Here is a 23576-nt window from a genome sequence, read left to right on the forward strand (position 1 = left end):
CGGAGCACGCTATGGATACCTGGATCTATCTCTCTCAGGGGTTCGCGGTAGCGATGACCCCGGAAAACCTGGTGATCGCCCTGATCGGCTGTTTCGTCGGGACCATCGTCGGCCTGCTGCCGGGCCTTGGACCTATCAACGGCGTGGCGATTTTACTGCCGCTGGCCTTTGCGCTGCACCTGCCTGCGGAATCGGCGCTGATCCTGCTGGCGACGGTTTATATCGGCTGCGAGTACGGCGGACGAATTTCCTCGATACTGCTAAACGTGCCCGGCGATGCCGCCGCCATTATGACCGCGCTGGATGGCTATCCAATGGCGCAGCAGGGACGCGGCGGCGTGGCGCTCTCTATTTCCGCCGTCAGCTCGTTCTTTGGCTCCCTGATCGCCATTGGCGGCATCATCCTCTTCGCCCCGGCGCTGGCCCAGTGGTCGCTGGCGTTTGGTCCGGCCGAGTATTTTGCCCTGATGGTGTTCGCCATCGCCTGTCTCGGCAGCATGATGGCGCAGAATCCGCTGAAGTCGTTTTTGTCTGCGTTGATTGGCCTCAGTCTGGCCACCGTCGGCGTGGATGCCAACACCGGGGTTTATCGTTTTACCTTCGACAGCGTTCATCTCTCCGACGGCGTGCAGTTTATCGTCGTGGTGATTGGTCTGTTCTCTGTCTCAGAAATCTTACTGATGCTGGAACATACCAGCAGCGGGCAGACGCTGGTGCGTAAAACCGGACGTATGCTCTTTAATGCCAAAGAGGGGGCGCAGTGTGTGGGAGCCACCCTGCGTTCGTCGGTGATCGGTTTCTTCGTCGGCATTCTGCCCGGCGCGGGGGCGACTATCGCCAGCGCCATCACCTACATGACCGAGAAAAAGCTGAGCGGTAACAGCGACAGCTTCGGCAAAGGCGATATCCGCGGCGTGGCGGCGCCGGAGGCGGCGAATAACGCCTCGGCCTGCGGCTCGTTTATCCCGATGCTGACCCTCGGCGTGCCGGGCTCCGGCACCACGGCGGTAATGATGGGCGCGCTGACGCTCTATAACATCACCCCGGGTCCGGCGATGTTTACCGAGCAGCCCGATATCGTCTGGGGTTTGATTGCCGCCCTGCTGATCGCCAACGTGATGCTGCTGGTAATGAACATCCCGCTGATCGGCCTGTTCACCCGCATGCTGACCATTCCCCTGTGGTTCCTGGTCCCGGCCATCGCCGCCGTCTCTGCGGTTGGGGTGTACGCGGTGCACAGCACCACCTTCGACCTGGTGTTGATGGTGCTGCTCGGCGTGCTGGGCTACATTCTGCGCAAGATGCACTTCCCGATGTCGCCGCTGATTTTAGGGTTTGTGCTGGGGGAAATGCTGGAGCAGAACCTGCGCCGCGCCCTCTCCATCAGCAACGGCAACATGGGGATCCTGTGGGAGAGCAGCGTGACGAAGATCCTGCTGGCAATGGCGATTATGGTGATTGTCGTGCCGCCGGTGCTGCGCTGGATCCGCCGACGCCAGCACAAACCGCAGCCGGATATCGGCTGATTAGCCCCTCAACAGGGCATTGACCCACTGCTTTAACGCCTGGCGGGAGATTTTAATCCCGCCATTTTTCAGTTCTGACGGCAGCGCCAGCCAGTGTACCGGCTGCTCAAAGCGCGCCAGCCTGCCCTGAACCCACTCCGGCAGCAGCGTGATATCCGTGCCCGGCTCGCATTCCACTACCGCCACCGGACGTTGCCCGTACTCAGCATCATCCAGCGGAACGACAAACGCCTGGCTTACCTGCGGATGCGTGGCGATAACGCGCTCCAGCGCTTCCGGCTGGATCCCTTCTCCGCCGCTGAAAAAGAGATTGTCCATTCGGCCCAGAATGGTCAGGCGTCCGTCATGCCACTCGCCGCGATCGCGGGTGGCGAACCAGCCCTGCGCATTGACCAGCGGCAATAATGCGCCGTCTCGCCAGTAGCCTGCCGCCATGCTTTCCGCCCGGATCCAGACTTCACCGTTTACCACCTGAACGTCTCTGCCCGGCAGCGCGCTGCCCACGTCCGGCGCGCCGTCGGCCTCTTTGGCGCAGACGGTGGAGGCGAACTCGGTCAGACCGTAGCCGCAGAATGTACGGATCCCCTGCTCGCGCGCCTGTTCGGTCAGCGCAACGGGGATTTCCGCCCCGCCGAGCAACACGGCTTTCAGCGCGACGGGATGGTGTGAATTAAGCAGTCGCCACAGCTGCGTTGGCACCAGCGAGGCATGGGTACAGCCCTGTAGCGCCTGCTCAAGCGGCTGTTTTACGCGTACGGTGAGACGGCCTCCGCCCTGTAACCAGCGCCACAAAATCCCCTGACCGGAGACGTGAAACAGCGGCAGAGAGAGCAGCCAGTCGTCGCTATCGCCGTAAGGCATCAGCGCCAGCACCCCTTTTGCGCTGGCAAGGTGGGCGGCACAGGTGTGCACCGCCGCTTTTGGCAAACCGGTGGAGCCGGAGGTGAGCGTCATTGAGGCCAGTCGTTCTGCCCGCCACGTCACGCCCCCCTGCCCCTCGCCCTCTCTTAATGCCAGCGCGGGCAGACCGTCATACTCACCGTTAAGCACCAGCGCAAAACGCAGGGTCATCTGCGGCAGGAGGACGTCCAGCAGCGGACGGGGAAGCTGAGGGTTCACCGGCAAAATGCGGGCGCCGCACTGAAGCAGCGCCAGCCAGGCCAGCAGGGTCTGCGGGTGGTTGTGGGCGAGCAGCATGACGCCGTCACCGTCAGCAACGCCCTGAGACTGAAAACCGGCTGCCAGACGATCGATACGCTTGCCCAGCTGAGTCCAACTGAGCGTTGCATCGTCTAAACGCAGCGCGGGTTTATCGGCACGCCGGGTGCGCCAGTGCCGCCACGGCCAGTCGGTAAAACTCATCGCAATGGCTCCAGCGCCCCGACGTCGAGGCACGGCAAGGTGCTGCCAGGCCACTGGCGAATCAGCTGGGCCTGCATCAGGTTTAGCGTATCGAGACCGGGAACGGTGTCCGGCGTTAACCATGCAGCGATGCGCGCCAGCTGCGTCAGGCCGAGGCTGGATTCGATGGATGAACTGATCACCGCCGTCAGCCCTGCGGCATGGGCCGCCGCAACCTGCTCGCGCACCTTGTCGAGGCTGCCGGTCAGCGTTGGCTTAATCACCACGGCCCTGACGCCCGGCTCGGCGGCAAACGCGAAATCGGCTTCGCGCAGGCTCTCATCCCAGGCAATGGCGATGCCGGTTTCCCGGGCGAAGGCGCGAGAGTCGTCGCGCGTTTTGCACGGCTCTTCGAGAAACGCGATGCGGTTGCGGTACGCCGGGTTGACGTACTTCGCAAACTGCTGCGCCCTGAGCGGTGTCCAGGCGCGGTTGGCGTCCAGGCGCAGGTACAGATCGGGAATGGCTTCCAGTAACAGATTAACCACCATCCCGTCGCGCACCGCTTCGTACAGGCCGACCTTTATTTTCGCCACCTTCTCGCCAGGCATCGCGGAAAGGAGCGCGAAAAGTTCATCCGGATCGCCGGTACAGAGCGGCGCGGCGCAATAGTTCGCCGCCTCCGGCAAACTGCCGTCCAGCTCTGCCAGCGCGCAGCTGATGCCGAACGCGACGGAAGGAACGTCCGGCAGCGCCGGATCTGCTCCCTCGCGCCAGGCGTGCGTCCAGGCCATCAGCGCGGCCTGCGCCTCGTCGAGCGTTTCCAGGCTAAAGCCCGGAAGCGGGGCGATTTCGCCCCACCCTTCCCGCTCGCCCTGCCGGAGATGCATGAAAAAGCCGTCACGGGTTTTTAACCGCCGTTCACGCAGCACCACGCCCGCGTCCATCGGTATCTGCCAGCGGTAAACCTGCACGCGACGCATTACGGGTTCCGTTTGTATTTGCTGAAGTCCGGCTGGCGTTTTTCGTTGAACGCGTTGCGCCCTTCCTGACCCTCTTCGGTCATATAGAACAGCATGGTGGCGTTACCTGCCAGCTCCTGAAGGCCCGCCTGACCGTCACAGTCGGCGTTGAGGGCCGCTTTCAGGCAGCGCAGCGCCATTGGGCTGTTTTGCAGCATTTCGCGACACCAGCGCACGGTCTCTTTTTCCAGATCGGCGATCGGCACCACGGTGTTAACCAGCCCCATATCCAGCGCTTCCTGCGCATTGTACTGACGGCACAGGAACCAGATTTCGCGGGCTTTTTTCTGGCCGACAATGCGCGCCATATAGGACGCGCCCCAGCCGCCGTCGAAAGAGCCGACTTTCGGGCCAGTCTGACCGAAAATGGCATTTTCCGCCGCGATCGTCAGGTCACACATCATGTGCAGCACGTGACCGCCGCCGATGGAATACCCTGCCACCATCGCGACCACCGGTTTTGGACAGGTGCGGATCTGGCGCTGGAAATCCAGCACGTTCAGGTGGTGCGTGCCCGCATCATCCTGGTATCCGCCGTAGTCACCGCGGACTTTCTGATCGCCGCCGGAGCAGAAGGCTTTCTCCCCTTCCCCGGTGAGGATGATGACGCCGACAGTGTCGTCATAGCGGGCATCCGCCAGCGCCTGGATCATCTCTTTTACGGTCAACGGACGAAACGCGTTGCGCACCTGTGGACGGTTGATGGTGATTTTGGCGATACCATCGGCGGATTTGTGGTAACGAATGTCGGTATAGCCTTCGGAGCAGTCCTGCCATTCAACCGGCGCGTAAAGCATGTGTTCATCAGGATAGATCATAGCGTGTCCTTTGTTCGATAACGCAGTATCTGAGCCAGACTCGCGGCAACCGCTTCCGGGTTGTCCCGGTGGGCGTTGTGTCCGGCGTGAGGGATAGCATGACGCGTGGCGTTAAGTTCAGCGGCGATAGCTGCAAACTTCCCGTCACGTTCGCCATAGAGATAGTCAAAAGAAAAATCACGCGCGGTGAGCGCGGGACGTAAATCAGGCTGAACGGCAAGCGAGGTGGCTTCCAGCATCTCTGCCAGCCTCGGGCCGTTGTTCCGGCTGCGCAGCGCGATCAGCGCCTTGCGCTGTTCATCAGTAAGGGAGGCAAAGACCGGCTGTTGATACCAGTCGGCAAAGACGGCCTCCAGCGGCTCACTGCGTAAACGTGATGCCCAGCGGCGGTCAGAGGTCAGCCGCGCCTGGCGCGCATCGGGGTCTTGCAGGCCCGGGTGTCCACCTTCCACAATAACCCCGTCTAACCCCGCTGGATGCTGGCAGGCATGGAACATCGCAATGCGGCCGCCGAGGGAGTACCCTATCAGCCAGTACTTTAGTATGTTGTAACTAAAAAGGGTGTGCGTGAGCAAATCGCTCACCTCTGCAAACCCCGTCACGTCCGTATCCGCTGAACCACCGTGCCCGGGCAGGTCAAGGTAGAGCCGGGGGTAGTCATGCAGCGACGCCCCGACAGCCTGCCACTCGCGACAGTCGCCGGAAAAACCGTGCAGGAAAACCAGCCAGGGGTAGCCTGGATTTCCTGGCTGGGTGACGCCTGCGAGGATCACAGGTGACTCACCTGCGCCAACAGATGTTGCAGCTTCTGCGCGCCGTCAGCATCGTTTACCACCAGCTCAATGAGCGTCGCGCCAGGCTGCCGCCAGGCGGTGTTCAGCGCCGTCTCCAGCGCGTCCCAGTTTTCCGGGCAATGGTATTTAAGGCTGAACATGGCGGCGGCGTGTTCGAACTGCACGTTTTGCGGCATCAGATAGAAGCGCTCACGTTCGCTTTGCGGCGTCGGCAGCAACGAGAAAATCTGCCCGCCGTTATTGTTCACAACAATCAGCACGAACGGGGCCGACGCCTGACGCAGGAGCGCCAGCGCGTTGAGATCGTAGAGGGCTGAGAGATCCCCCACAATCGCCAGCGTGGATTTCGCGCTGGCCCTCTGTACGCCAGCGGCGGTGGAGATCAGGCCGTCAATGCCGCTCGCGCCCCGGTTGCTGTACACCGGATAACCCGCCGGCAGCTGCGAAAAGGCGTCAATCAGGCGCACCACCAGGCTGTTACCGACAAAAAGTTGTCCCTGCTCGGGAAGATATTTGCGGATACGGTGCGCCAGCCCGGCTTCACTGAACGCCTCGCACTGCGCTTTGGTGAGTTCCCACGCCTGACGTGACAGCGCCGGGATCTCCACCGCCCAGGGTTTGCGTTTTTCCGCCGGATGCAATTCCAGCCAGCTGTTAATATCGCTCACCAGGCGGCGGCCACGATGGTGCGCCGGGTCAAGGCGTCCTTCGAGCGGGTCCACCAGCCAGTACTCTTCAGGCGTACAGGTGGCCTGCCACTGGAGCAGACGCTTCCCCGTCAGGCTCGATCCCAGCTGGACGACAATCTGCGCCTGCGCCAGCTCGGTGACCGCTTTCGCGTTCCCCAGCCAGAGGTCGGCGCAGGGCAGCGGCTGGCCCGTCTGGGAAAGCACGTCACCAATCAGCGGCCAGCCAAGCGTTTGTGCCCACTCCGCCGCAAGCTTACCTTCCGCCGCACTCATCCGCCCGGCTATCACCACGCCGCGCTTCTGACGCCAGAAGAACCAGTCGCGCTGTTTAGCGCTTTCCAGATGCGTCTGCTCGCGCAGCCAGGGTTTTTCGCTCTCCCACCAGTCTCCCAGCTGCTGTTGCCAGACGAGGCCAGTATCGTTCATTTCACCGTACAGCGGCTCGGCAAACGGGCAGTTAATGTGTAGCCCGCCGCTGCGCAGTGCGTTCATGGCGTGGTCGAGGGTTGAGACCAGCCAGCTGGCGGGAATGTCCTGGGTGGGGCGCGGCAACGAGACCGTCTGTGAAGGATGCGAGGCAAAAATGCCAGGCTGACGAATAGCCTGGTTAGCGCCGCAGTCGATAAGTTCCGGGGGACGGTCGGCGGTGAGTAAAATCAGCTTTTCGCCGGTTAATCCCGCTTCTATCAGCGCCGGATAGAGGTTCGCCACCGCCGTGCCGGAGGTGACGATCACCGCCACGGGCGCTTTACTGACTTTCGCCAGCCCGAGCGCCAGATGGCCCAGACCACGCTCATCAAAATGGGTGTGGTGAATAAAAGCCCGGTTTTCCGCGGCAGCAAGGGTGAGCGGCGTGGAGCGAGAGCCCGGGGCAATACACACATGCCTGACACCATGACGGGTCAGGGCTTCAAGGATCACCGCCGCCCAGCGTCGGTTAAAAGAACTTACTGACATGAGATTGTCCAGTATCAAGAATGCGACACAGTATAAATAATAGAAAAAGTCAGAATTTTGATATGAATCGGGATTGCACGAATCAGTATTAATCCCTTAGGAGAAGGGAACGCAGCCCGGCGGCCTTGTTTTCGATCTCCTGCCACTCCTGCTCAGGATCGGAGCCGCTGACGATGCCCGCCCCCGCATAAAGACGCAGCGCAGCGTTGTGAACGCGGGCGGAGCGTAATGCCACACAGAATTCGCTCTGATCGCGCGATAAATAGCCCGCCGAACCGGCGTACCACTCCCGGTCAAACGGCTCGACTTTCGCAATAAATTCTCGGGCCGCCTGTCGCGGCAGCCCGGCCACCGCCGCCGTCGGTTGCAAAATATGCAGACACTGTTCGTCGTCAGGCTGTTTAAGTTCGGTCCAGATACAGCGGCGTAAATGCTGCACCTTGCGCAGACGCAGCACCTGCGCAGGCAGGATCTCCAGCGTCCGGGTATGGTGCTGAAGACGCTGGCAGATATCTTCCACCACCAGCATATTTTCCCGCTGATTTTTATCGTCGTTCATCAGCCAGTCGCCCAGACGCTGGGCCTGCTTATCGTCAGAATGGCTGGCGACGGTGCCTGCCAGCGCTTCAGTGCGCAGCAGCGTGCCGCGTCGCCGCCACAGGCGCTCGGGCGTCGAGCCGAGGAAGGCATTGCTGGCGTCAAAGACCATACAAAAATGATAGCAGTTGAGGTTTAGCGCGCGGCTTGCAGCCATCAGCGCGATGGCGTTCACGGGCTGCTGGCACTGAACGTCTGTAGCACGTGCGAGCACCACTTTCTCAAAATCACCGCGAGCAAGGGTATCCGTCGCCTGACGAATCAACGCCAGCCAGTCCGGTTTTTCCGGATGATGGGTTTCCTGCACAATCTGCACGGACAACGGGCGGATCGGCGCGGCGTCGCGCAGGTTATCGACAAAATTCAGCGCCTCACGGGCATCTTCCCGCAGCGACGTTTCGCTCCACAGTTGCAGACGCAGCGTGGCGACCCCGCCAGACCGTCGCCAGAGAAGGCGCGGTAAAAACAGCTTGCCCTGCGCCGGGTTGAAGGCGTTCAGGCCGCAGATACGGGTGTCATTGGCTACGTCATGGGCATGCAAAAACCGCGAGGCCGAAGCCAGAGAATCAAACTGGGCGAGGCTTCCGAGCGCGGCAAGTTCTTCATCGCCGCTGCGCTGTTGCCAGTAAAACTGAGGATAGCATCGCTGCACACCCAGCCAGGCCAGCGGATCGAAGGCGTCGTTTAACGGGAAAGAGACATCGAAATGGCGTAAACCGGGTATAGCAGGCAATGCTTGCGCAAGCTGAGTGCGCAGGCTTTGCAGCGCGAGGAAAATCGAGTGCACGCGAACCTCTCCCTGTTAAAGCCTTATATTATACGGGGTACTGACGATAAATAGCAGTACCCACGTGTAGGGAGTGGTTTACCGGCTTAACGACGGGCTAACAGCAGACCCAGCACCAGCCCTACGGCCGCACCGACCCCAATGCCCTGCCACGGTTTTTCATGCACATAATCGTCGGCACGATAAACCGCCTGTTTGGCGCGGTAGTAATAATTGTCGGAGGCGTTACTGACGCGGTTTTTCACGTCATGCAGCGCCTGCTCGGCGCGGGCTTTGAGCTCAATGTACTTCTGATCGGCAGGATCGCCTGAAGAGCGCAGCACTTCTTCCAGCGTTTCGCTTAGCAGCGTCAGGTCGTCGTCGACTCGGGTATCCCAGGATTGAAATGACATATTTTTCTCCATGTTAGTACACCAGTCCGGTAACTATAGACAACGTATTGCTATTGCGCCTGTTTCGCTTCGCGTGCCATGCCGATGTGTGGGATGCCGTCTTCGTCGTAAATGTCCGTGACCGGGGTAAAACCAAAATGGCCATAGAATGATTGCAAATGCGCCTGCGCGCCCAGGTATAACGCCTTGTCCGGCCACTGTTTCTGGCATGCGTCCAGCGTTTTTTCCATCAGCTGATAGCCCAGCTTTTCACCGCGCGCGCGGCCACTGATAATGACGCGCCCAATGACGACAGGGTCAAATTCCTCTTCGCTTTTCAGAATCCTCGCATACGCCACCAGCTCGTTATCGCGCCAGCCGAGGATGTGCCGGTTCTCGCCGACCAGGTCATCGCCGTCGATATCCTGATACGGGCAGGTTTGTTCAACCACGAAGACTTCACTGCGCAGTTTGAGCAGGGCGTAGAGTGACTGCACGGTCAGTTCGCTGTGGTGTAGATCTTGCCACTGGATCATGTGTTTCTCCTTCCTGGGGTTCATCACGTTATACTAAACCCCTTCCCATTCGGCAAAGGGCTGATTGCGTTATGGAACTGATTTTTCTGGGTACGTCCGCCGGGGTGCCAACCCGCTCACGAAACGTGACGGCGATTCTGCTGGATCTTAAGCATCCTACCCGCGGTGGGCTGTGGCTGTTTGACTGCGGCGAGGGTACGCAGCATCAGCTGCTGCATACCTCATACCACCCGGGGAAAGTGGATAAAATATTTATCACCCATCTACACGGCGACCATCTGTTTGGCCTGCCGGGCCTGCTGTGTAGCCGTTCGATGGCCGGTAACGCTAACCCGCTGACCATTTATGGCCCTGCGGGTATTCAGGAATTTGTTGAAACCACGCTGCGCCTGAGCGGCTCGTGGACCGATTATCCGCTGGAGGTGGTGGAGATCGGCGAAGGTCTGGTGTTCGACGACGGAGATTATCAGGTGCGCGCTTACCCGCTTAACCATCCGGTGGAATGTTACGGCTATCGCGTTGAGGAGCATGACAAGCCCGGTGCGCTGAACGCCGCCGCGTTGCAGGCCGATGGGGTGAAACCTGGCCCGCTGTTCCAGCGTCTGAAGCGCGGCGAGACCGTCACGCTGGAGGACGGGCGCGTCATCAACGGTCAGGATTACCTCGCGCCGCCGCAGCCAGGCAAAAAACTGGCTATTTTTGGGGATACCGCCCCCTGCCCTTCGGCGCTCAGGCTTGCCGGGGGTGTGGATGTGATGGTGCATGAGGCGACGCTGGAAGCGGCGATGGAAGAAAAAGCCAACAGCCGGGGGCACAGCTCAACGCGTCAGGCGGCGCAGCTGGCGCGTGAGGCTGGCGTCCGGAAACTGATTGTCACTCACGTCAGCTCACGCTATGACGTCCGCGGCGCTGAAAGCCTGCTGGCAGAGTGTCGGGAAGTATTTCCGGCATGCGAGCTGGCGGAAGATTTTGCTCAGGTCAGCGTTTAGTCCTTCATTTTTCCCTCAGCGTGCCGATAACGATTAAAAGGCCAGCATTTCTCTTGAGGGTAGAATGGATAATTTCCAGAAAGATATTGATGACAGGGCGAACCTGACCCTGTCCAACCGTTTTGAACTGTTGCTGTTCCGTCTTGGCACCTCTCTGAACGAAAATAAATCCGAGCTGTTCGGCATCAACGTGTTCAAATTGCGCGAAATTGTGCCGATGCCGACCTTCACCAAACCGGCGGGAATGAAGTCTCCACTGATGGGGATGGTGAACATTCGCGACCAGGTGATCCCGGTGATCGATCTGGCCGCCGTCGCCGGCTGCAAGCCAGCCACCGGGCTGAACATCCTGCTGATCACCGAATATGCCCGCAGCGTGCAGGCGTTTGCTGTGGAATCGGTGGAAAACATCATGCGTCTGGACTGGAAGCAGGTGCATGCTGCGGAAACTGCCGTCAGCGGTCGCTACATTACCAGCATTGCCTGCCTGGACGAGAAGACGGATACCAACGATCTGGCGATGGTGCTGGACGTGGAGCAGATCCTGTACGACATCACCCCGGCGAACCACGATCTGCACGCCACCCATCTGGAAACCACCAAATTCAACATCAAGCCTGGCTCTGTCGCGATTGTTGCAGAAGATTCGAAAGTGGCGCGCTCAATGCTGGAGAAGGGATTGCAGGCGATGGAGATCCCGGCCCAGCTGCATATCACCGGCAAAGACGCGTGGGAGAAAATCACTCAGTTGGCCGCGCAGGCTCAGGCTGAGGGCGTCCCCGTTACCGATAAGATTGCCCTGGTATTGACCGACCTCGAAATGCCGGAGATGGACGGCTTTACGCTGACGCGCAAAATCAAAACCGACCCGGTACTGAAAGATATTCCGGTGGTGATCCACTCGTCTCTTTCCGGCAACGCGAACGAAGATCATATTCGCAAAGTGAAGGCGGACGGCTATGTGGCGAAGTTTGAGCTAAATGAGCTATCGTCGGTGATTGAAGAGGTGCTGGACCGCTCGATGAAGAAGATTGAAGGGCCGCTTATAAGCAGGAAGCAGTTAGCTTAGTCGGGTGACGCTTCGCTTACCCGACCTACAAGACCCGTATGCCCTGCAAGCGTAGCGCCCTGGGCATGTTTTACTCTGTGCGGGCTGGTGCCCTCACCCCGGCCCTCTCCCACGGGGAGAGGGAGAAAACAATAAAAAACCCGCCGAGGCGGGTTTTTTGTTTTTACATCAGCGGCATCGCTCGCTGCACGATATCAATCAGCGGCTGCGGATAGATACCGAAGATCAGCACCAGCAGCGCGGAGATTAGCACCACGATACCGCCGGCGCTGTACTGCCAGTTGGACGGCGCATCGCGGTTGAGCTGCTGAGGCGCGCTCAGGTACAGGCTCACCGCTACGCGCAGGTAGTAGTAGAGACCAATCGCGGAGCCGATAACGACACCCGCCGTCAGCCACCACAGACCCGCCTGCACACCGACGGCCAGCACGTAGAACTTACCGATAAAGCCCAGCGTCATCGGGATACCCGCCAGAGAGAGCATCATCACGGTCATTACCGCAGACAGAATCGGACGGTGCCAGAACAGTCCACGGTAGGAGAACAGGGAATCTGCATCCGGGCCGCGGTACGGGCTGGACATCAGGCTCACCACGCCGAACGCGCCGAGGCTGCTGAACAGGTAACCGGCCAGATACACACCCACGGTTTCCATCGACATCTCACCGCTTTGCAGCGCAATCAGCGCCACCAGCAGGTAACCCAGATGGGAGATAGAGGAGTAGCCCAGCAGACGCTTGATGTTGGTCTGGCTCAGCGCCATCAGGTTACCGAAGATGATAGAAACGAACGCGATAATGCCCAGCACCACGCGAACCGCTTCGCTGTCACCCACCGGGGCGTACAGGAACAGACGCATAACCACGCCGAAGATAGCGATTTTACTCGCCGTCGCCAGGAAGGTAGAGACCGGTGCAGGCGCACCCTGGTAGACGTCTGGCGTCCACAGGTGGAACGGAACCAGAGAGAGTTTAAAGCCAAGGCCAACAATCATCATGCCCAGACCCGCCAGCAGCAGCGGCTCATGCATCATGCCGTCGCCGAGGCTCTTACCGATGGCCAGGAAGGAGAGGTTACCCGTCTGTGCATACAGCAGCGCGATACCGAACAGCAGGAACGACGACGCGGCAGCAGAAAGAATGGTGTACTTGATAGCCGCTTCCAGAGAGCGCTTCTGACGGAAGGCGTAACCAATCAGGCCGAACAGCGGCAGTGAGATCAACTCAATACCGAGGAACAGCGCGGCCATGTGGTTCGCGTTCGCCAGCAGAATGCCGCCCAGTGCAGCAATCAGTACCAGCAGGTAAAACTCTTCTTTGTTGTCGTTGTACCCTTCGAGCCACGGGTACGCAAAGGTACAGGTTGCCAGGCTCGCCAGCAGCACCAGACCGGTGTAGAGCATGGCGTAGCCGTCAACGCGCATCAGCGGCGTGACGTCCATCGCTCCCGCCTGGCCAACAAACCAGAGGGAGACTAACGCAGCGTTCAGACCCAGAACGGACAGGGTCGCATTCAGGAAGTGATTGCGTCGCCACGCAATGGAGAGCATCACAACCACCACCGTCAATCCGACGATCAGCAGCGGTAGCAGCGCGATCAGTTGTTGTGGAGTTATTGTCATGGCGAATTACGGCCTTGTAGTAGAAGCAGAATTAACAAACCACTGCTGGATGTTACCCATCGCGGAGTGCGAGGTATCCAGAATCGGCTGCGGATAGAAGCCCAACAGCACCAGCAGTACGACCAGCAGCAGGATGATGAACAGCTCTCGCAGCGACATCCCCGGCAATTCTTGTGCAGCAATTTCACTCTTCGCTTTACCGAAGTAAGCGCGGTGCAGCATCGCCAGCGAGTACACGGAGGCAAACACCAGACCAAAGGTGGAGATGACGGTGATCGTCGGTACCACGTTGAAGCTGCCGAACAGGATCATAAACTCGCCGACGAAGTTACCGGTACCCGGCATACCCAGAGTCGCCACCGCGAAGAACATCGAGAGCGCCGGCAGCCATTTCATTTTGCCCCACAGACCGCCCATCATACGCATGTCGCGGGTATGCAGACGTTCGTACAGCTGACCACACAGGATGAAGAGACCGGCAGCGGACAGGCCGTGCGCAATCATCTGGATCACCGCGCCCTGGTACGCCAGCTGACTGCCGGTGTAGATGGCAATCAGCACGAAGCCCATGTGGGAAACGGAGGTGTAAGCAATCAGACGTTTGATGTCGTACTGCGTGAAGGCCATCCATGCACCGTAGAAGATACCGATCACGCCCAGCCACATGGCAATCGGCGCGAACTCTGCGGAGGCGTTCGGGAACAGCGGCAGGGAGAAACGCAGCAGACCGTAAGCCGCGGTTTTCAGCAAGATGCCCGCCAGGTCAACGGAACCTGCCGTTGGCGCCTGAGAGTGCGCGTCTGGCAGCCAGCCATGCAGCGGAACCACCGGCATTTTAACCGCGAAGGCGATAAAGAAGCCCAGCATCAGCAGGTATTCCACGCCGTGGGACATCGGGGTCTTCAGCAGGTCTTCGTAGTTGAAGGTCCAGACACCGGTCGCGTTGTAATGCACAAACACCAGCGCCAGGATGGCAATCAGCATCACCAGACCACTCGCCTGGGTATAGATGAAGAACTTGGTGGCCGCCGTGATACGCGTTTTACCGTCGGACGCCTTATGGCCCCACAGCGCGATCAGGAAGTACATCGGCACCAGCATCATCTCCCAGAAGAAGAAGAACAGGAACATGTCGATGGCCAGGAACACGCCGATCACGCCGCCCAGGATCCACATCAGGTTCAGGTGGAAGAAGCCCTGGTATTTTTCGATTTCTCGCCAGGAGCAAAGTACCGCCAGAACGCCGAGCAGACCGGTCAGCACCACCATCAGCAGCGACAGACCGTCAATCGCGAGGTGGATCGTGATACCGAAACGTGGGATCCACGGCAGAATGAACTCAGACTGCCACTGCGGAAGGCCCGCAGACTGGGTCAGTGAGTAGCCACCCTGCAACCACAGTTGCAGGCCAAGCGCGAGCGTCAATCCCATGGTGATCAGCGCGATCCAGCGCGGCATCTTCACGCCAAAGCGTTCGGTCTGCCAGCACAGGAAGCCGCCGATGAAGGGAATTAATATTAGCCAGGGTAGTAACATGGCGATTTACATTCCTTTTTAAGGCCCCCAGCAGGGGCCTGATTTTCAACGAATCGAATAAAATTCACTTTACGATCAACGCAACACCATCAGCAGCGCCAGCACGACAACCGCACCGATGCTCATGGACGCCACATACCAGCGCAGATAACCGTTCTCGCTAAACAGCAGGCCTTTACCTGCAAAGCGAGAGAGGATCGCCGGGATATTCATCAGGCTGTTCAGTGGATCGCGCTTCAGCAGCCACGCAATGCCCAGGAACGGCTTCACGAAGATCATGTCGTACAGCCAGTCGAAGCCCCACGCGTTGTACCACCAGGTGCCCAGCAGACGGCCCGGCGCGCTGTTGGCAACGGCAGTTACCAGCGTGCGTTTGCCCAGCCACAGCCATGCGGCAATCAGGATGCCCGCTATAGCCACTACGCCGGAGGTGATTTCAAGCGTCAGAACGCGACCGTGCTCAAGCTCGGTTGTTGCCGGCAGTACACCCTGCAACGGTGGCACAATCATCGCGCCAACGAAGGTGGACAGGACCAGCAGAACAATCAGCGGCAGGTGGTGGGTAATCCCCTTCCCTGCGTGAGCGTGAATTTGTTCTTTACCGTGGAAGACGATGAAAATCATACGGAAGGTGTACAGGGAGGTCATGAACGCACCGACCAGACCCGCAACCATCAGATTGATATGACCATTCGCCATGGCGCCCGCAAGGATTTCGTCCTTACTGAAGAAGCCCGCGGTAATCAGCGGCAGTGCCGCCAGCGCCGCGCCGCCCACCAGGAAGCAGACATAGACCAGCGGGATGGACTTACGCAGTCCGCCCATTTTGAAGATGTTCTGCTCGTGGTGGCAGGCCAGGATCACCGAACCGGATGAGAGGAACAGCAGCGCTTTAAAGAACGCGTGCGTCATCAGGTGGAAAATGGCTGCGTCCCACGCCTGAACGCCCAGCGCCAGGAACATGTAACCAATCTGGCTCATGGTGGAGTACGCGAGAACGCGTTTGATGTCGGTCTGCACCAGCGCGGCAAAGCCTGCCAGCACCAGCGTAACCGCACCGACAATACCCACCAGATGCAGAATTTCCGGGGTCATCAGGAACAGGCCATGGGTACGCGCAATCAGGTAGACACCGGCGGTAACCATGGTCGCGGCGTGGATCAGCGCGGAGACAGGGGTTGGACCCGCCATCGCGTCGGCCAGCCATGTCTGCAACGGCAGCTGCGCGGATTTACCCACGGCGCCACCCAGCAGCATCAGCGTTGCCCACCACAGCATGTTGTTGCCTGCTTCGAAGTGCGCCGGCGCCAGTTCCACCATTTCGCGGAAGTTCAGCGTGCCCAGTTCGTTGTAGAGAATGAACAGCGCGAAAGCGAGGAAGACGTCACCCACGCGGGTCACGACGAACGCTTTCATGGCCGCTGCGCCATTCTTCGGATCGGTGTAGTAGAAACCGATCAGCAGGTAAGAGCACAGACCCACGCCTTCCCAGCCCAGATACATCAGCAGCAGGTTATCGGCCAGCACCAGAACCACCATGCTGGCGATAAACAGGTTGGTGTAGGCGAAGAAGCGGGAGTATCCCTCTTCACCGCGCATGTACCAGGAGGCGAACATGTGGATCAGGAAGCCGACGCCGGTGACCACGGAGAGCATGGTCAGAGACAGACCATCCAGCACCAGGTTGAAACCGATGTTGAAGTTACCGACCGACATCCAGTTCCACAGCGGTACGCTGTAGGCCTGACGTCCATTGTTAAAGAAGTCGATACCCGCATACGCTGTGACCAGCGCAGCCAGGCCGATAGAGCCAATGCCCACGGTGGCAGACAGATTCTCAGACCAGCGGCCGCGAGAAAACGCCAGCAGCACGAAGCCAATCAGCGGAAAAATAATGGTTAAGGCAAGCATGTTCATCCACGCAACTCACTTACTGAATCGATGTTCAGGTTCTGGCGGCGACGATGGAGCTGTAGCAACAGCGCCAGGCCAATACTCGCTTCAGCAGCCGCGAGGCTGATGGCGAGAATGTACATCACCTGACCATCGGTCTGGCCCCAGTAGCTGCCGGCGACCACAAAGGCCAGCGCGGAAGCGTTTATCATGATTTCCAGACCGATCAGCATAAACAGCAGATTGCGGCGGATAACCAGACCGGTTAAGCCCAGAACGAATAAAATCGCAGCGAGGATCAGTCCATGTGTTAAGGGGATCATGCGCGTTCCTCCGTTTTTCTTTTCGCGCGGTCGTCAGTGCGGTTGCTCAGCACCTCGCCGACACGCTCTTCGCGGCCAACGTGGAAGGCCACAACCAGACCCGCCAGCAGCAGCATCGAGGCCAGCTCAACCGCCAGAACGTACGGACCAAACAGGGTGATACCCACGGCTTTCGCGCTGATTGGCGTCCCGTCGATACCCTGGTCGTTGACGCCCAGAATGGCGTAAACAATCACCGCCAGCATGATGGCCGACAGAATCGCCGGGCCAATCCACACCTGCGGTTTTAACCACTGACGTTCCTGCTCAATTTCAGAGCCGCCCAGGTTGAGCATCATCACCACGAACACGAACAGCACCATGATGGCCCCGGCGTAGACGATGATTTCCAGCGCACCGGCGAAGTGCGCGCCCAGCGCAAAGAACACCCCGGAAATAGCCAGCAGCGAGATGATTAAATACAGCAGCGCATGCACCGGATTGGTGTGCGTGATCACTCGCAGCGTAGCCAGGATGGCGATAAGGCCACAGATATAAAAAGCGAATTCCATTGCCCTCTCCTTACGGTAACAGGCTCTTGACGTCGATAGGCTTGGCTTCGTTCTCTGCTTCGCCCTTATCTTTGCCGTCGATTGCCATACCCGCCATCCGGTAGAAGTTATATTCCGGGTATTTGCCCGGACCGGAAATCAGCAGATCCTCTTTCTCGTACACCAGATCCTGACGCTTGTACTCACCCAGCTCAAAGTCTGGAGTCAGCTGAATCGCCGTGGTTGGGCACGCTTCTTCACACAGACCGCAGAAAATGCAGCGTGAGAAGTTGATGCGGAAGAACTCAGGATACCAGCGGCCGTCTACCGTCTCTGCTTTTTGCAGAGAGATACAGCCCACCGGACACGCTACCGCACACAGGTTACAGGCAACGCAACGCTCGGAACCGTCCGGGTCGCGCGTCAGCACGATACGTCCACGGTAGCGCGGCGGCAGATATACCGGCTCTTCCGGGTACATCCGGGTTTCGCGTTTGGCAAACGCATGCAGGCCGATCATCCAGATACTGCGTACCTGGGTGCCGAAACCTACCAATAATTCTTTTAAGGTCATGATCTCAAAGCCCCTTATGGCTGCTGCCAGAGAATGACAGCCGCCGTTACCAACAAGTTGACGAGCGTCAGCGGCAGGCACACTTTCCAGCCGAAGGACATTACCTGGTCATAACGCGGACGCGGTAACGCTGCGCGAATCAAAATGAACATCATCATGAAGAACGCGGTTTTCAGCGCGAACCAGATGAACGGCGGTAAGAACGGGCCATGCCAGCCACCAAAGAACAGCGTTACCATCAACGCCGAAATGGTGACGATACCGATGTACTCGCCCACGAAGAACAGACCGAACTTCATACCGGAATATTCAATGTGGTAACCGTCGGCCAGTTCCTGTTCGGCTTCTGGCTGGTCAAACGGGTGACGGTGACACACCGCCACGCCCGCGATGGCAAAGGTAATAAACCCAAAGAACTGCGGGATAACGTTCCAGATGTCGGCCTGGTTGTTGACGATGTCGGTCATGTTAAATGAACCGGCCTGCGCCACCACGCCCATCAGGGAGAGACCCAGGAACACTTCGTAGCTCAGCGTCTGCGCGGAAGCACGCATCGCACCCAGCAGCGAGTATTTGTTGTTACTGGACCAGCCTGCGAACAGCACCGCGTAAACCGCGAGGCCTGCCATCATCAGGAAGAACAGAATGCCGATGTTCAGGTCAGCGACCACCCAGGTCGGGCTGACCGGAACGATAGCAAACGCCAGCAGCAGCGAGGTGAAGGCGATCATCGGCGCCAGCGTAAAGATCACGCGGTCCGAGAAGCGCGGAACCCAGTCCTCTTTAAAGAACATCTTGATCATGTCCGCGACCAGCTGGAGTGAACCACCCCAGCCCACGCGGTTCGGTCCGTAACGGTTCTGGAACAGACCGAGCAGACGACGTTCACCAAAGCTCATGAACGCGCCGCAGGTGACCACCACCAGCAGAATCACAACCGCTTTCAGAATGCTCAGCAGGATGTCGATAAGATCCGGCGTTAACCAACTCATGCTTTTGCCTCCTGAAGGTTATCAAGATGCGCACCCGCCAGGACCGGCGCGATGCCAGGCATACCCATCGGCAGACCCACCTGCCCTGCTGACAGGCGTTCAGAAATAATCAGCGGCAGGCTGATTGTCTGGCCGTCGTAGCTAAAGGCAATGTTCGCACCCGCGTTAACGCCAAGCTTCGCGGCATCCGCCGGGTTGAGCTTGATGTACGGCTGCGGCATACGCTGCTGGAATACCGGAGAACGCTGGGACATTTCGTCGCTACCGAACAGATGGTAGTACGGTGCAATACGCCAGTGACCTTCCTGCGCCTGGAAGCTCGCCGGAACGGTGGTGAAGAAGTCCAGACCGGTTTCGGAGGCTTCAATCAGACGCACGCCCGGATCGCCGTGGCGCAGGTGACCGCCCACTTCAGCCTGGAATTTGTTCCATGCCTGCGGGGAGTTCCAACCCGGTGCCCATGCAAACGGGATTTGCGAACGCGGCGCAGACGGCTGGTTGTTCCCTTCCATCGAGAAGGCGAACATGGTGTCTTTATCCTGCGGCTGACGCGGTTCGTGCACGCTGATGTTGGCGCGCATCGCGGTACGACCGCTGTAGCGGTGCGGCTCACGCGCCAGTTTCTGGCCGCGAATGCGGAAGCTTGCGTCCGGCGCGGCATCTTTAATACCCGCCAGCTGAGGCAGTTTCTCAACAACCGCGTCGATAACGTGGTCGAGCTGCGTCCAGTCAACTTCACGGCTCTGCACGGTGCTGTGCAGAGAGTGCAGCCAGCGCCAGCTTTCCAGCATCACGGTGTTGCTGTCGTAGTAGGCCGGGTCATAAACCTGGAAGAAACGCTGGGCGCGACCTTCGTTGTTGATCACCGTCCCGTCGCTTTCTGCGAAGCTTGCCGCAGAGAGAACGAGATGCGCTTTGTCCATGATCGCGGTGCGCTGATGGTCGATAACCATCACCAGCGGCGCTCTGGAGAGCGCGGCGTCAACGCGAGCGGCAGAAGCATGGCGATGCAGGTCATTTTCCAGCACCACAACGGCGTCAGCGGCACCGGATTCCAGTTCGCTTAACGCGTCTTCCAGCGAGCCGCCGCCAATCATACCCAGACCGATGCTGTTCACCGCACGGGCAATCATGGTCACACCAACGTCAGCGCCGCGTCCCTTCAGGGCTTTGGCAACGTTCGCTGCGGCCTGAATGATTTCAGCGCTACCGGCGTTGGTACCGGAAATAATCAGCGGTTTCTTCGCACCGGCCAGGGCCTGAACAATCACGTCAACCTTGTTTTGCAGGTCGCGATCCAGCTCAACGGCCGGTGAGTTGCTGTCCAGCGCGTGGGCAATGGCAAAGCCAAGACGCGCCTGATCTTCAACCGGCGCGCAGTAGGTCCACGCCGCAATATCGTCCAGACGGGTGTTGTCGACGTTAGTCACAAACAGAGGATGCTTCGCGCGCTGGCCGATGTTGAGGATCGCCGCAATCTGCCAGTCAGCCACTTTCTGCGCCGCTGCCATTTCACGTGCTTTGCCTTTCACTGCCTGGCGAACCGCCAGAGCCGCGCGTGCGCCGGTCTGCGTCAGGTCTTCCCCGAGCACCAGAACCGCATCATAGGATTCGATTTCGCGCAGCGCAGGCGTGTGAATGCCGCCTTCACGCAGCACTTTCAGCACCAGCTGGAGACGTTCCTGCTCGCCCTGGGCGATACCGGTGTAGAAGTTTTCCGCCCCAACCAGCTCGCGCAGCGCGAAGTTGCTTTCGATGCTGGCGCGCGGGGAGCCAATGCCGATCACTTTCTTCGACTGACGCAGAATATCTGCCGCGCCCTGCATCGCCTGCTCAGCGTTGAGGGTAATGACGTCATCGCCACGGCGCTGAACCGGCTGACGCGGACGGTCTTTCAGGTTCACATAGCCATAGCCGAAACGACCGCGGTCGCAGAGGAAGTAGTGGTTAACGGTACCGTTGTAACGGTTTTCGATACGACGCAGTTCGCCGTAACGTTCACCCGGGCTGGTGTTACAGCCAAGGGAGCACTGCTGGCAGATGCTTGGCGCAAACTGCATGTCCCATTTACGGTTGTAACGTTCAGAGTGGGTTTTATCCGTGAATACGCCGGTCGGACAGATTTCTACCAGGTTACCGGAGAATTCACTTTCAAGCGTACCGTCTTCCGGACGACCGAAGTAGACGTTGTCATGCGCGCCATACACGCCCAGATCCTGACCGTCTGCATAATCTTTGTAGTAACGCACGCAGCGGTAGCAGGCGATGCAGCGGTTCATTTCGTGAGAGATGAACGGCCCCAGATCCTGGTTACGGTGGGTACGTTTGGTAAAGCGATAGCGACGGAAGCTGTGACCGGTCATGACGGTCATATCCTGAAGGTGGCAGTTACCGCCCTCCTCACACACCGGACAGTCGTGCGGGTGGTTGGTCATCAACCACTCCACCACGCTTTCACGGAACTGTTTGGCTTCTTCGTCATCAATCGAAATAAAGGTGCCTTCGGCGGCTGGCGTCATACAGGACATCACCAGGCGACCACGCGTGTCTTCCGCGTTTTGATATTGCTTCACCGCACACTGGCGGCAAGCACCGACGCTGCCCAGCGCCGGATGCCAGCAAAAGTACGGAATATCGAGGCCAAGAGACAGACAAGCTTCCAGCAGGTTGTCCGCCCCGTTGACTTCGTATTCTTTGCCGTCTACATGAATCGTAGCCATTAGCATGCTTCCAGTTGGCTCGGCCGAAACCGAGCGTTAATCAAAATTCTGTTTTTACCAGCGCGCTTTCAGCAGGTTCGGCTGAATACCATTGATCGAATGGGTATTGCTGAACGGCTGCTTGATGCCTGCTTCGAATTCGTCGCGGAAATATTTAATCGCGCTTTGCAGCGGCTCGACGGCGCCCGGTGCGTGGGCACAGAAGGTTTTACCCGGTCCTAAGAATCGACACAGTTGCTCAAGTGTCTCGATATCGCCAGGCTGGCCTTCGCCACGTTCGATAGCACGCAGGATCTTCACGCTCCACGGCAGACCATCACGGCACGGTGTGCACCAGCCGCAGGACTCGCGGGCGAAGAACTCTTCCAGGTTACGCACCAGGGATACCATGCCGATCTCGTGGTCGACGGCCATCGCCAGCGCGGTACCCAGACGGCTACCTGCTTTACCAATGCTTTCGAACTCCATTGGCAGGTCAAGGTGGGCTTCGGTCAGGAAGTCCGTCCCTGCCCCACCCGGCTGCCAGGCTTTGAATTTCAGGCCATCGCGCATGCCGCCGGCGTAGTCTTCAAGAATTTCGCGTGCGGTGGTGCCGAACGGCAGCTCCCAGACGCCAGGGTTCTTCACGCGACCGGAGAAGCCCATCAGCTTGGTACCAGCATCTTTGCTTGAGGAGATGCCCTGATACCACTCCACGCCGTTCGCAAGGATCGCCGGGACGTTACACAGGGTTTCGACGTTGTTGACGCAGGTCGGTTTACCCCACACGCCGGAGCTTGCCGGGAACGGTGGCTTGGAGCGCGGGTTCGCGCGGCGGCCTTCCAGGGAGTTAATCAGCGCGGTTTCTTCACCGCAGATATAACGCCCGGCACCGGTGTGCACGAACAGCTCGAAGTCAAACCCGGTGCCCAGGATGTTTTTACCCAGCAGTCCCGCTTCGGTGGCTTCGGCAATCGCGCGACGCAGGTTTTCCGCCGCTTCGATGTATTCGCCGCGCAGGAAGATGTAGCCACGGTACGCTTTCAGCGCGAACGCGGAGATCAGCATGCCTTCCACCAGCAGGTGCGGCAGCTGTTCCATCAGCAGACGGTCTTTATAGGTACCCGGCTCCATTTCATCGGCGTTACACAGCAGGTAACGGATGTTCATGGATTCATCTTTCGGCATCAGGCTCCACTTCAGACCGGTGGAGAAGCCCGCACCACCGCGGCCTTTCAGGCCAGACTCTTTCACCGCGTTAACGATGTCGTCCGGCGCCATGCCGCCAAGGGCTTTACGCGCACCGGCATAGCCGTTTTTGCTCTGATATTCGTCGAGCCATACCGGCTGTTTGTCATCACGCAGACGCCAGGTCAGCGGATGCGTCTCAGCAGTACGAATTACAGTTTTCATTTGTACTGCTCCAGCAGGTCAGGAATCGCTTCCGGCGTCAGATGGCTGTGAGTGTCCTCATCAATCATCATGGTCGGCCCCTTGTCGCAGTTACCCAGGCAGCAGGTTGGCAGCAGAGTAAAACGTCCGTCGAACGTGGTCTGGCCCGGCTTAATATTGAGTTTCTTCTCAATCGCAGCCTGAATGCCCTGATAACCGGTGATGTGGCAGACCACGCTGTCACAGTAGCGGATCACATGGCGGCCTACCGGCTGACGGAAGATCTGGCTGTAGAACGTGGCTACGCCTTCTACGTCACTTGCCGGAATGCCCAGCACTTCTGCGATCGCATAGATCGCCCCATCCGGCACCCAACCACGCTGTTTCTGTACGATTTTCAGCGCTTCAATGGACGCCGCACGCGGGTCTTCGTAGTGGTGCATCTCGTGCTCAATGGCGGCACGCTCTGCTTCACTCAGCTCAAAAGCCTCGGTTTGTGGTTGTTGATTCTCGTGCATAA

At 59.0% G+C, this 23576-nt stretch carries 21 protein-coding genes; 3 read left to right on the forward strand and 18 right to left on the reverse strand.

The window, feature by feature from the left end:
• The first annotated feature begins 11 nt into the window (after positions 1 to 11).
• Positions 12 to 1526: a tripartite tricarboxylate transporter permease gene (locus L384_RS01335; RefSeq protein WP_003859445.1), complete on the forward strand. Its 1515-nt coding sequence runs from the start codon at positions 12 to 14 to the stop codon at positions 1524 to 1526.
• Here the strand turns inward: L384_RS01335 and menE are convergent, their stop codons facing one another.
• The 8 genes from menE to L384_RS01295 all read right to left on the reverse strand — a co-directional run bounded on the left by menE (position 1527) and on the right by L384_RS01295 (position 9438).
• Positions 1527 to 2888, reverse strand: a complete 1362-nt coding sequence (menE, locus tag L384_RS01330) for an o-succinylbenzoate--CoA ligase (protein ID WP_023324994.1) — start codon at positions 2886 to 2888, stop codon at positions 1527 to 1529.
• Positions 2885 to 3850 (reverse strand): o-succinylbenzoate synthase, encoded by a 966-nt coding sequence (menC, locus tag L384_RS01325; protein ID WP_023324995.1) that lies wholly within the window; start codon positions 3848 to 3850, stop codon positions 2885 to 2887. Before menC ends, menE begins: the two co-directional genes overlap by 4 nt.
• A complete protein-coding gene (gene menB, locus L384_RS01320; protein ID WP_023314580.1) occupies positions 3850 to 4707 on the reverse strand; it encodes a 1,4-dihydroxy-2-naphthoyl-CoA synthase in 858 nt (285 codons plus the stop codon). The genes menC and menB overlap by 1 nt, the downstream gene beginning before the upstream one ends.
• A complete protein-coding gene (menH, locus tag L384_RS01315; RefSeq protein ID WP_023324996.1) occupies positions 4704 to 5480 on the reverse strand; it encodes a 2-succinyl-6-hydroxy-2,4-cyclohexadiene-1-carboxylate synthase in 777 nt (258 codons plus the stop codon). The genes menB and menH overlap by 4 nt, the downstream gene beginning before the upstream one ends.
• Entirely contained in the window at positions 5477 to 7147 is a 1671-nt protein-coding gene (gene menD / locus L384_RS01310; RefSeq protein WP_023324997.1) for a 2-succinyl-5-enolpyruvyl-6-hydroxy-3-cyclohexene-1-carboxylic-acid synthase, read from the reverse strand. The genes menH and menD overlap by 4 nt, the downstream gene beginning before the upstream one ends.
• Before the next feature lie 88 nt (positions 7148 to 7235).
• Positions 7236 to 8531 (reverse strand): isochorismate synthase MenF, encoded by a 1296-nt coding sequence (menF, locus tag L384_RS01305; RefSeq protein ID WP_003859458.1) that lies wholly within the window; start codon positions 8529 to 8531, stop codon positions 7236 to 7238.
• Positions 8532 to 8617: 86 nt separating this feature from the next.
• The gene (elaB, locus tag L384_RS01300) at positions 8618 to 8923 is read right to left on the reverse strand and encodes a stress response protein ElaB (RefSeq protein ID WP_017693006.1); all 306 of its coding nucleotides are present in this window, start codon (positions 8921 to 8923) and stop codon (positions 8618 to 8620) included.
• A gap of 50 nt (positions 8924 to 8973) precedes the next feature.
• Positions 8974 to 9438: a GNAT family N-acetyltransferase gene (locus L384_RS01295; RefSeq protein ID WP_023324998.1), complete on the reverse strand. Its 465-nt coding sequence runs from the start codon at positions 9436 to 9438 to the stop codon at positions 8974 to 8976.
• 71 nt (positions 9439 to 9509) lie between these two features.
• Between L384_RS01295 and rbn the strand changes: the two genes are divergently transcribed.
• Together rbn and L384_RS01285 are read left to right on the forward strand one after the other, a co-directional pair.
• On the forward strand, positions 9510 to 10427 hold the full coding sequence (rbn, locus tag L384_RS01290; protein WP_023324999.1) for a ribonuclease BN: 918 nt from the start codon (positions 9510 to 9512) through the stop codon (positions 10425 to 10427).
• A gap of 64 nt (positions 10428 to 10491) precedes the next feature.
• A complete protein-coding gene (locus L384_RS01285) occupies positions 10492 to 11496 on the forward strand; it encodes a chemotaxis protein (RefSeq protein WP_003859465.1) in 1005 nt (334 codons plus the stop codon).
• A 163-nt stretch (positions 11497 to 11659) separates the two neighbouring features.
• Here the strand turns inward: L384_RS01285 and nuoN are convergent, their stop codons facing one another.
• The 10 genes from nuoN to nuoE form a co-directional block, all read right to left on the reverse strand.
• Positions 11660 to 13117 (reverse strand): NADH-quinone oxidoreductase subunit NuoN, encoded by a 1458-nt coding sequence (nuoN, locus tag L384_RS01280; protein WP_003861500.1) that lies wholly within the window; start codon positions 13115 to 13117, stop codon positions 11660 to 11662.
• A gap of 6 nt (positions 13118 to 13123) precedes the next feature.
• Positions 13124 to 14653, reverse strand: coding sequence for an NADH-quinone oxidoreductase subunit M (gene nuoM, locus L384_RS01275; protein WP_003861498.1), 1530 nt, complete (start codon positions 14651 to 14653; stop codon positions 13124 to 13126).
• 75 nt (positions 14654 to 14728) lie between these two features.
• The gene (nuoL, locus tag L384_RS01270) at positions 14729 to 16570 is read right to left on the reverse strand and encodes an NADH-quinone oxidoreductase subunit L (protein ID WP_003861497.1); all 1842 of its coding nucleotides are present in this window, start codon (positions 16568 to 16570) and stop codon (positions 14729 to 14731) included.
• Positions 16567 to 16869 carry an NADH-quinone oxidoreductase subunit NuoK gene (nuoK, locus tag L384_RS01265; protein ID WP_003861496.1) on the reverse strand — a complete coding sequence of 101 codons (303 nt, stop codon included), beginning with the start codon at positions 16867 to 16869 and terminating at the stop codon, positions 16567 to 16569. The genes nuoL and nuoK overlap by 4 nt, the downstream gene beginning before the upstream one ends.
• Positions 16866 to 17420 carry an NADH-quinone oxidoreductase subunit J gene (nuoJ, locus tag L384_RS01260; protein WP_003861493.1) on the reverse strand — a complete coding sequence of 185 codons (555 nt, stop codon included), beginning with the start codon at positions 17418 to 17420 and terminating at the stop codon, positions 16866 to 16868. The genes nuoK and nuoJ overlap by 4 nt, the downstream gene beginning before the upstream one ends.
• A 10-nt stretch (positions 17421 to 17430) precedes the next feature.
• On the reverse strand, positions 17431 to 17973 hold the full coding sequence (nuoI, locus tag L384_RS01255; protein WP_003861491.1) for an NADH-quinone oxidoreductase subunit NuoI: 543 nt from the start codon (positions 17971 to 17973) through the stop codon (positions 17431 to 17433).
• A 14-nt stretch (positions 17974 to 17987) separates the two neighbouring features.
• On the reverse strand, positions 17988 to 18965 hold the full coding sequence (gene nuoH, locus L384_RS01250; protein WP_003861490.1) for an NADH-quinone oxidoreductase subunit NuoH: 978 nt from the start codon (positions 18963 to 18965) through the stop codon (positions 17988 to 17990).
• Positions 18962 to 21685, reverse strand: a complete 2724-nt coding sequence (gene nuoG, locus L384_RS01245; protein ID WP_003861488.1) for an NADH-quinone oxidoreductase subunit NuoG — start codon at positions 21683 to 21685, stop codon at positions 18962 to 18964. The genes nuoH and nuoG overlap by 4 nt, the downstream gene beginning before the upstream one ends.
• Before the next feature lie 54 nt (positions 21686 to 21739).
• Complete coding sequence (gene nuoF / locus L384_RS01240; protein WP_003861487.1) at positions 21740 to 23077, reverse strand: NADH-quinone oxidoreductase subunit NuoF; 1338 nt, start codon at positions 23075 to 23077, stop codon at positions 21740 to 21742.
• Positions 23074 to 23574 (reverse strand): NADH-quinone oxidoreductase subunit NuoE, encoded by a 501-nt coding sequence (nuoE, locus tag L384_RS01235; protein WP_003861486.1) that lies wholly within the window; start codon positions 23572 to 23574, stop codon positions 23074 to 23076. The genes nuoF and nuoE overlap by 4 nt, the downstream gene beginning before the upstream one ends.
• Positions 23575 to 23576 lie beyond the last annotated feature (2 nt).

The sequence above is a fragment of the Enterobacter sp. MGH 38 genome (assembly GCF_000492855.1).
Lineage (GTDB): Bacteria > Pseudomonadota > Gammaproteobacteria > Enterobacterales > Enterobacteriaceae > Enterobacter > Enterobacter hormaechei_C.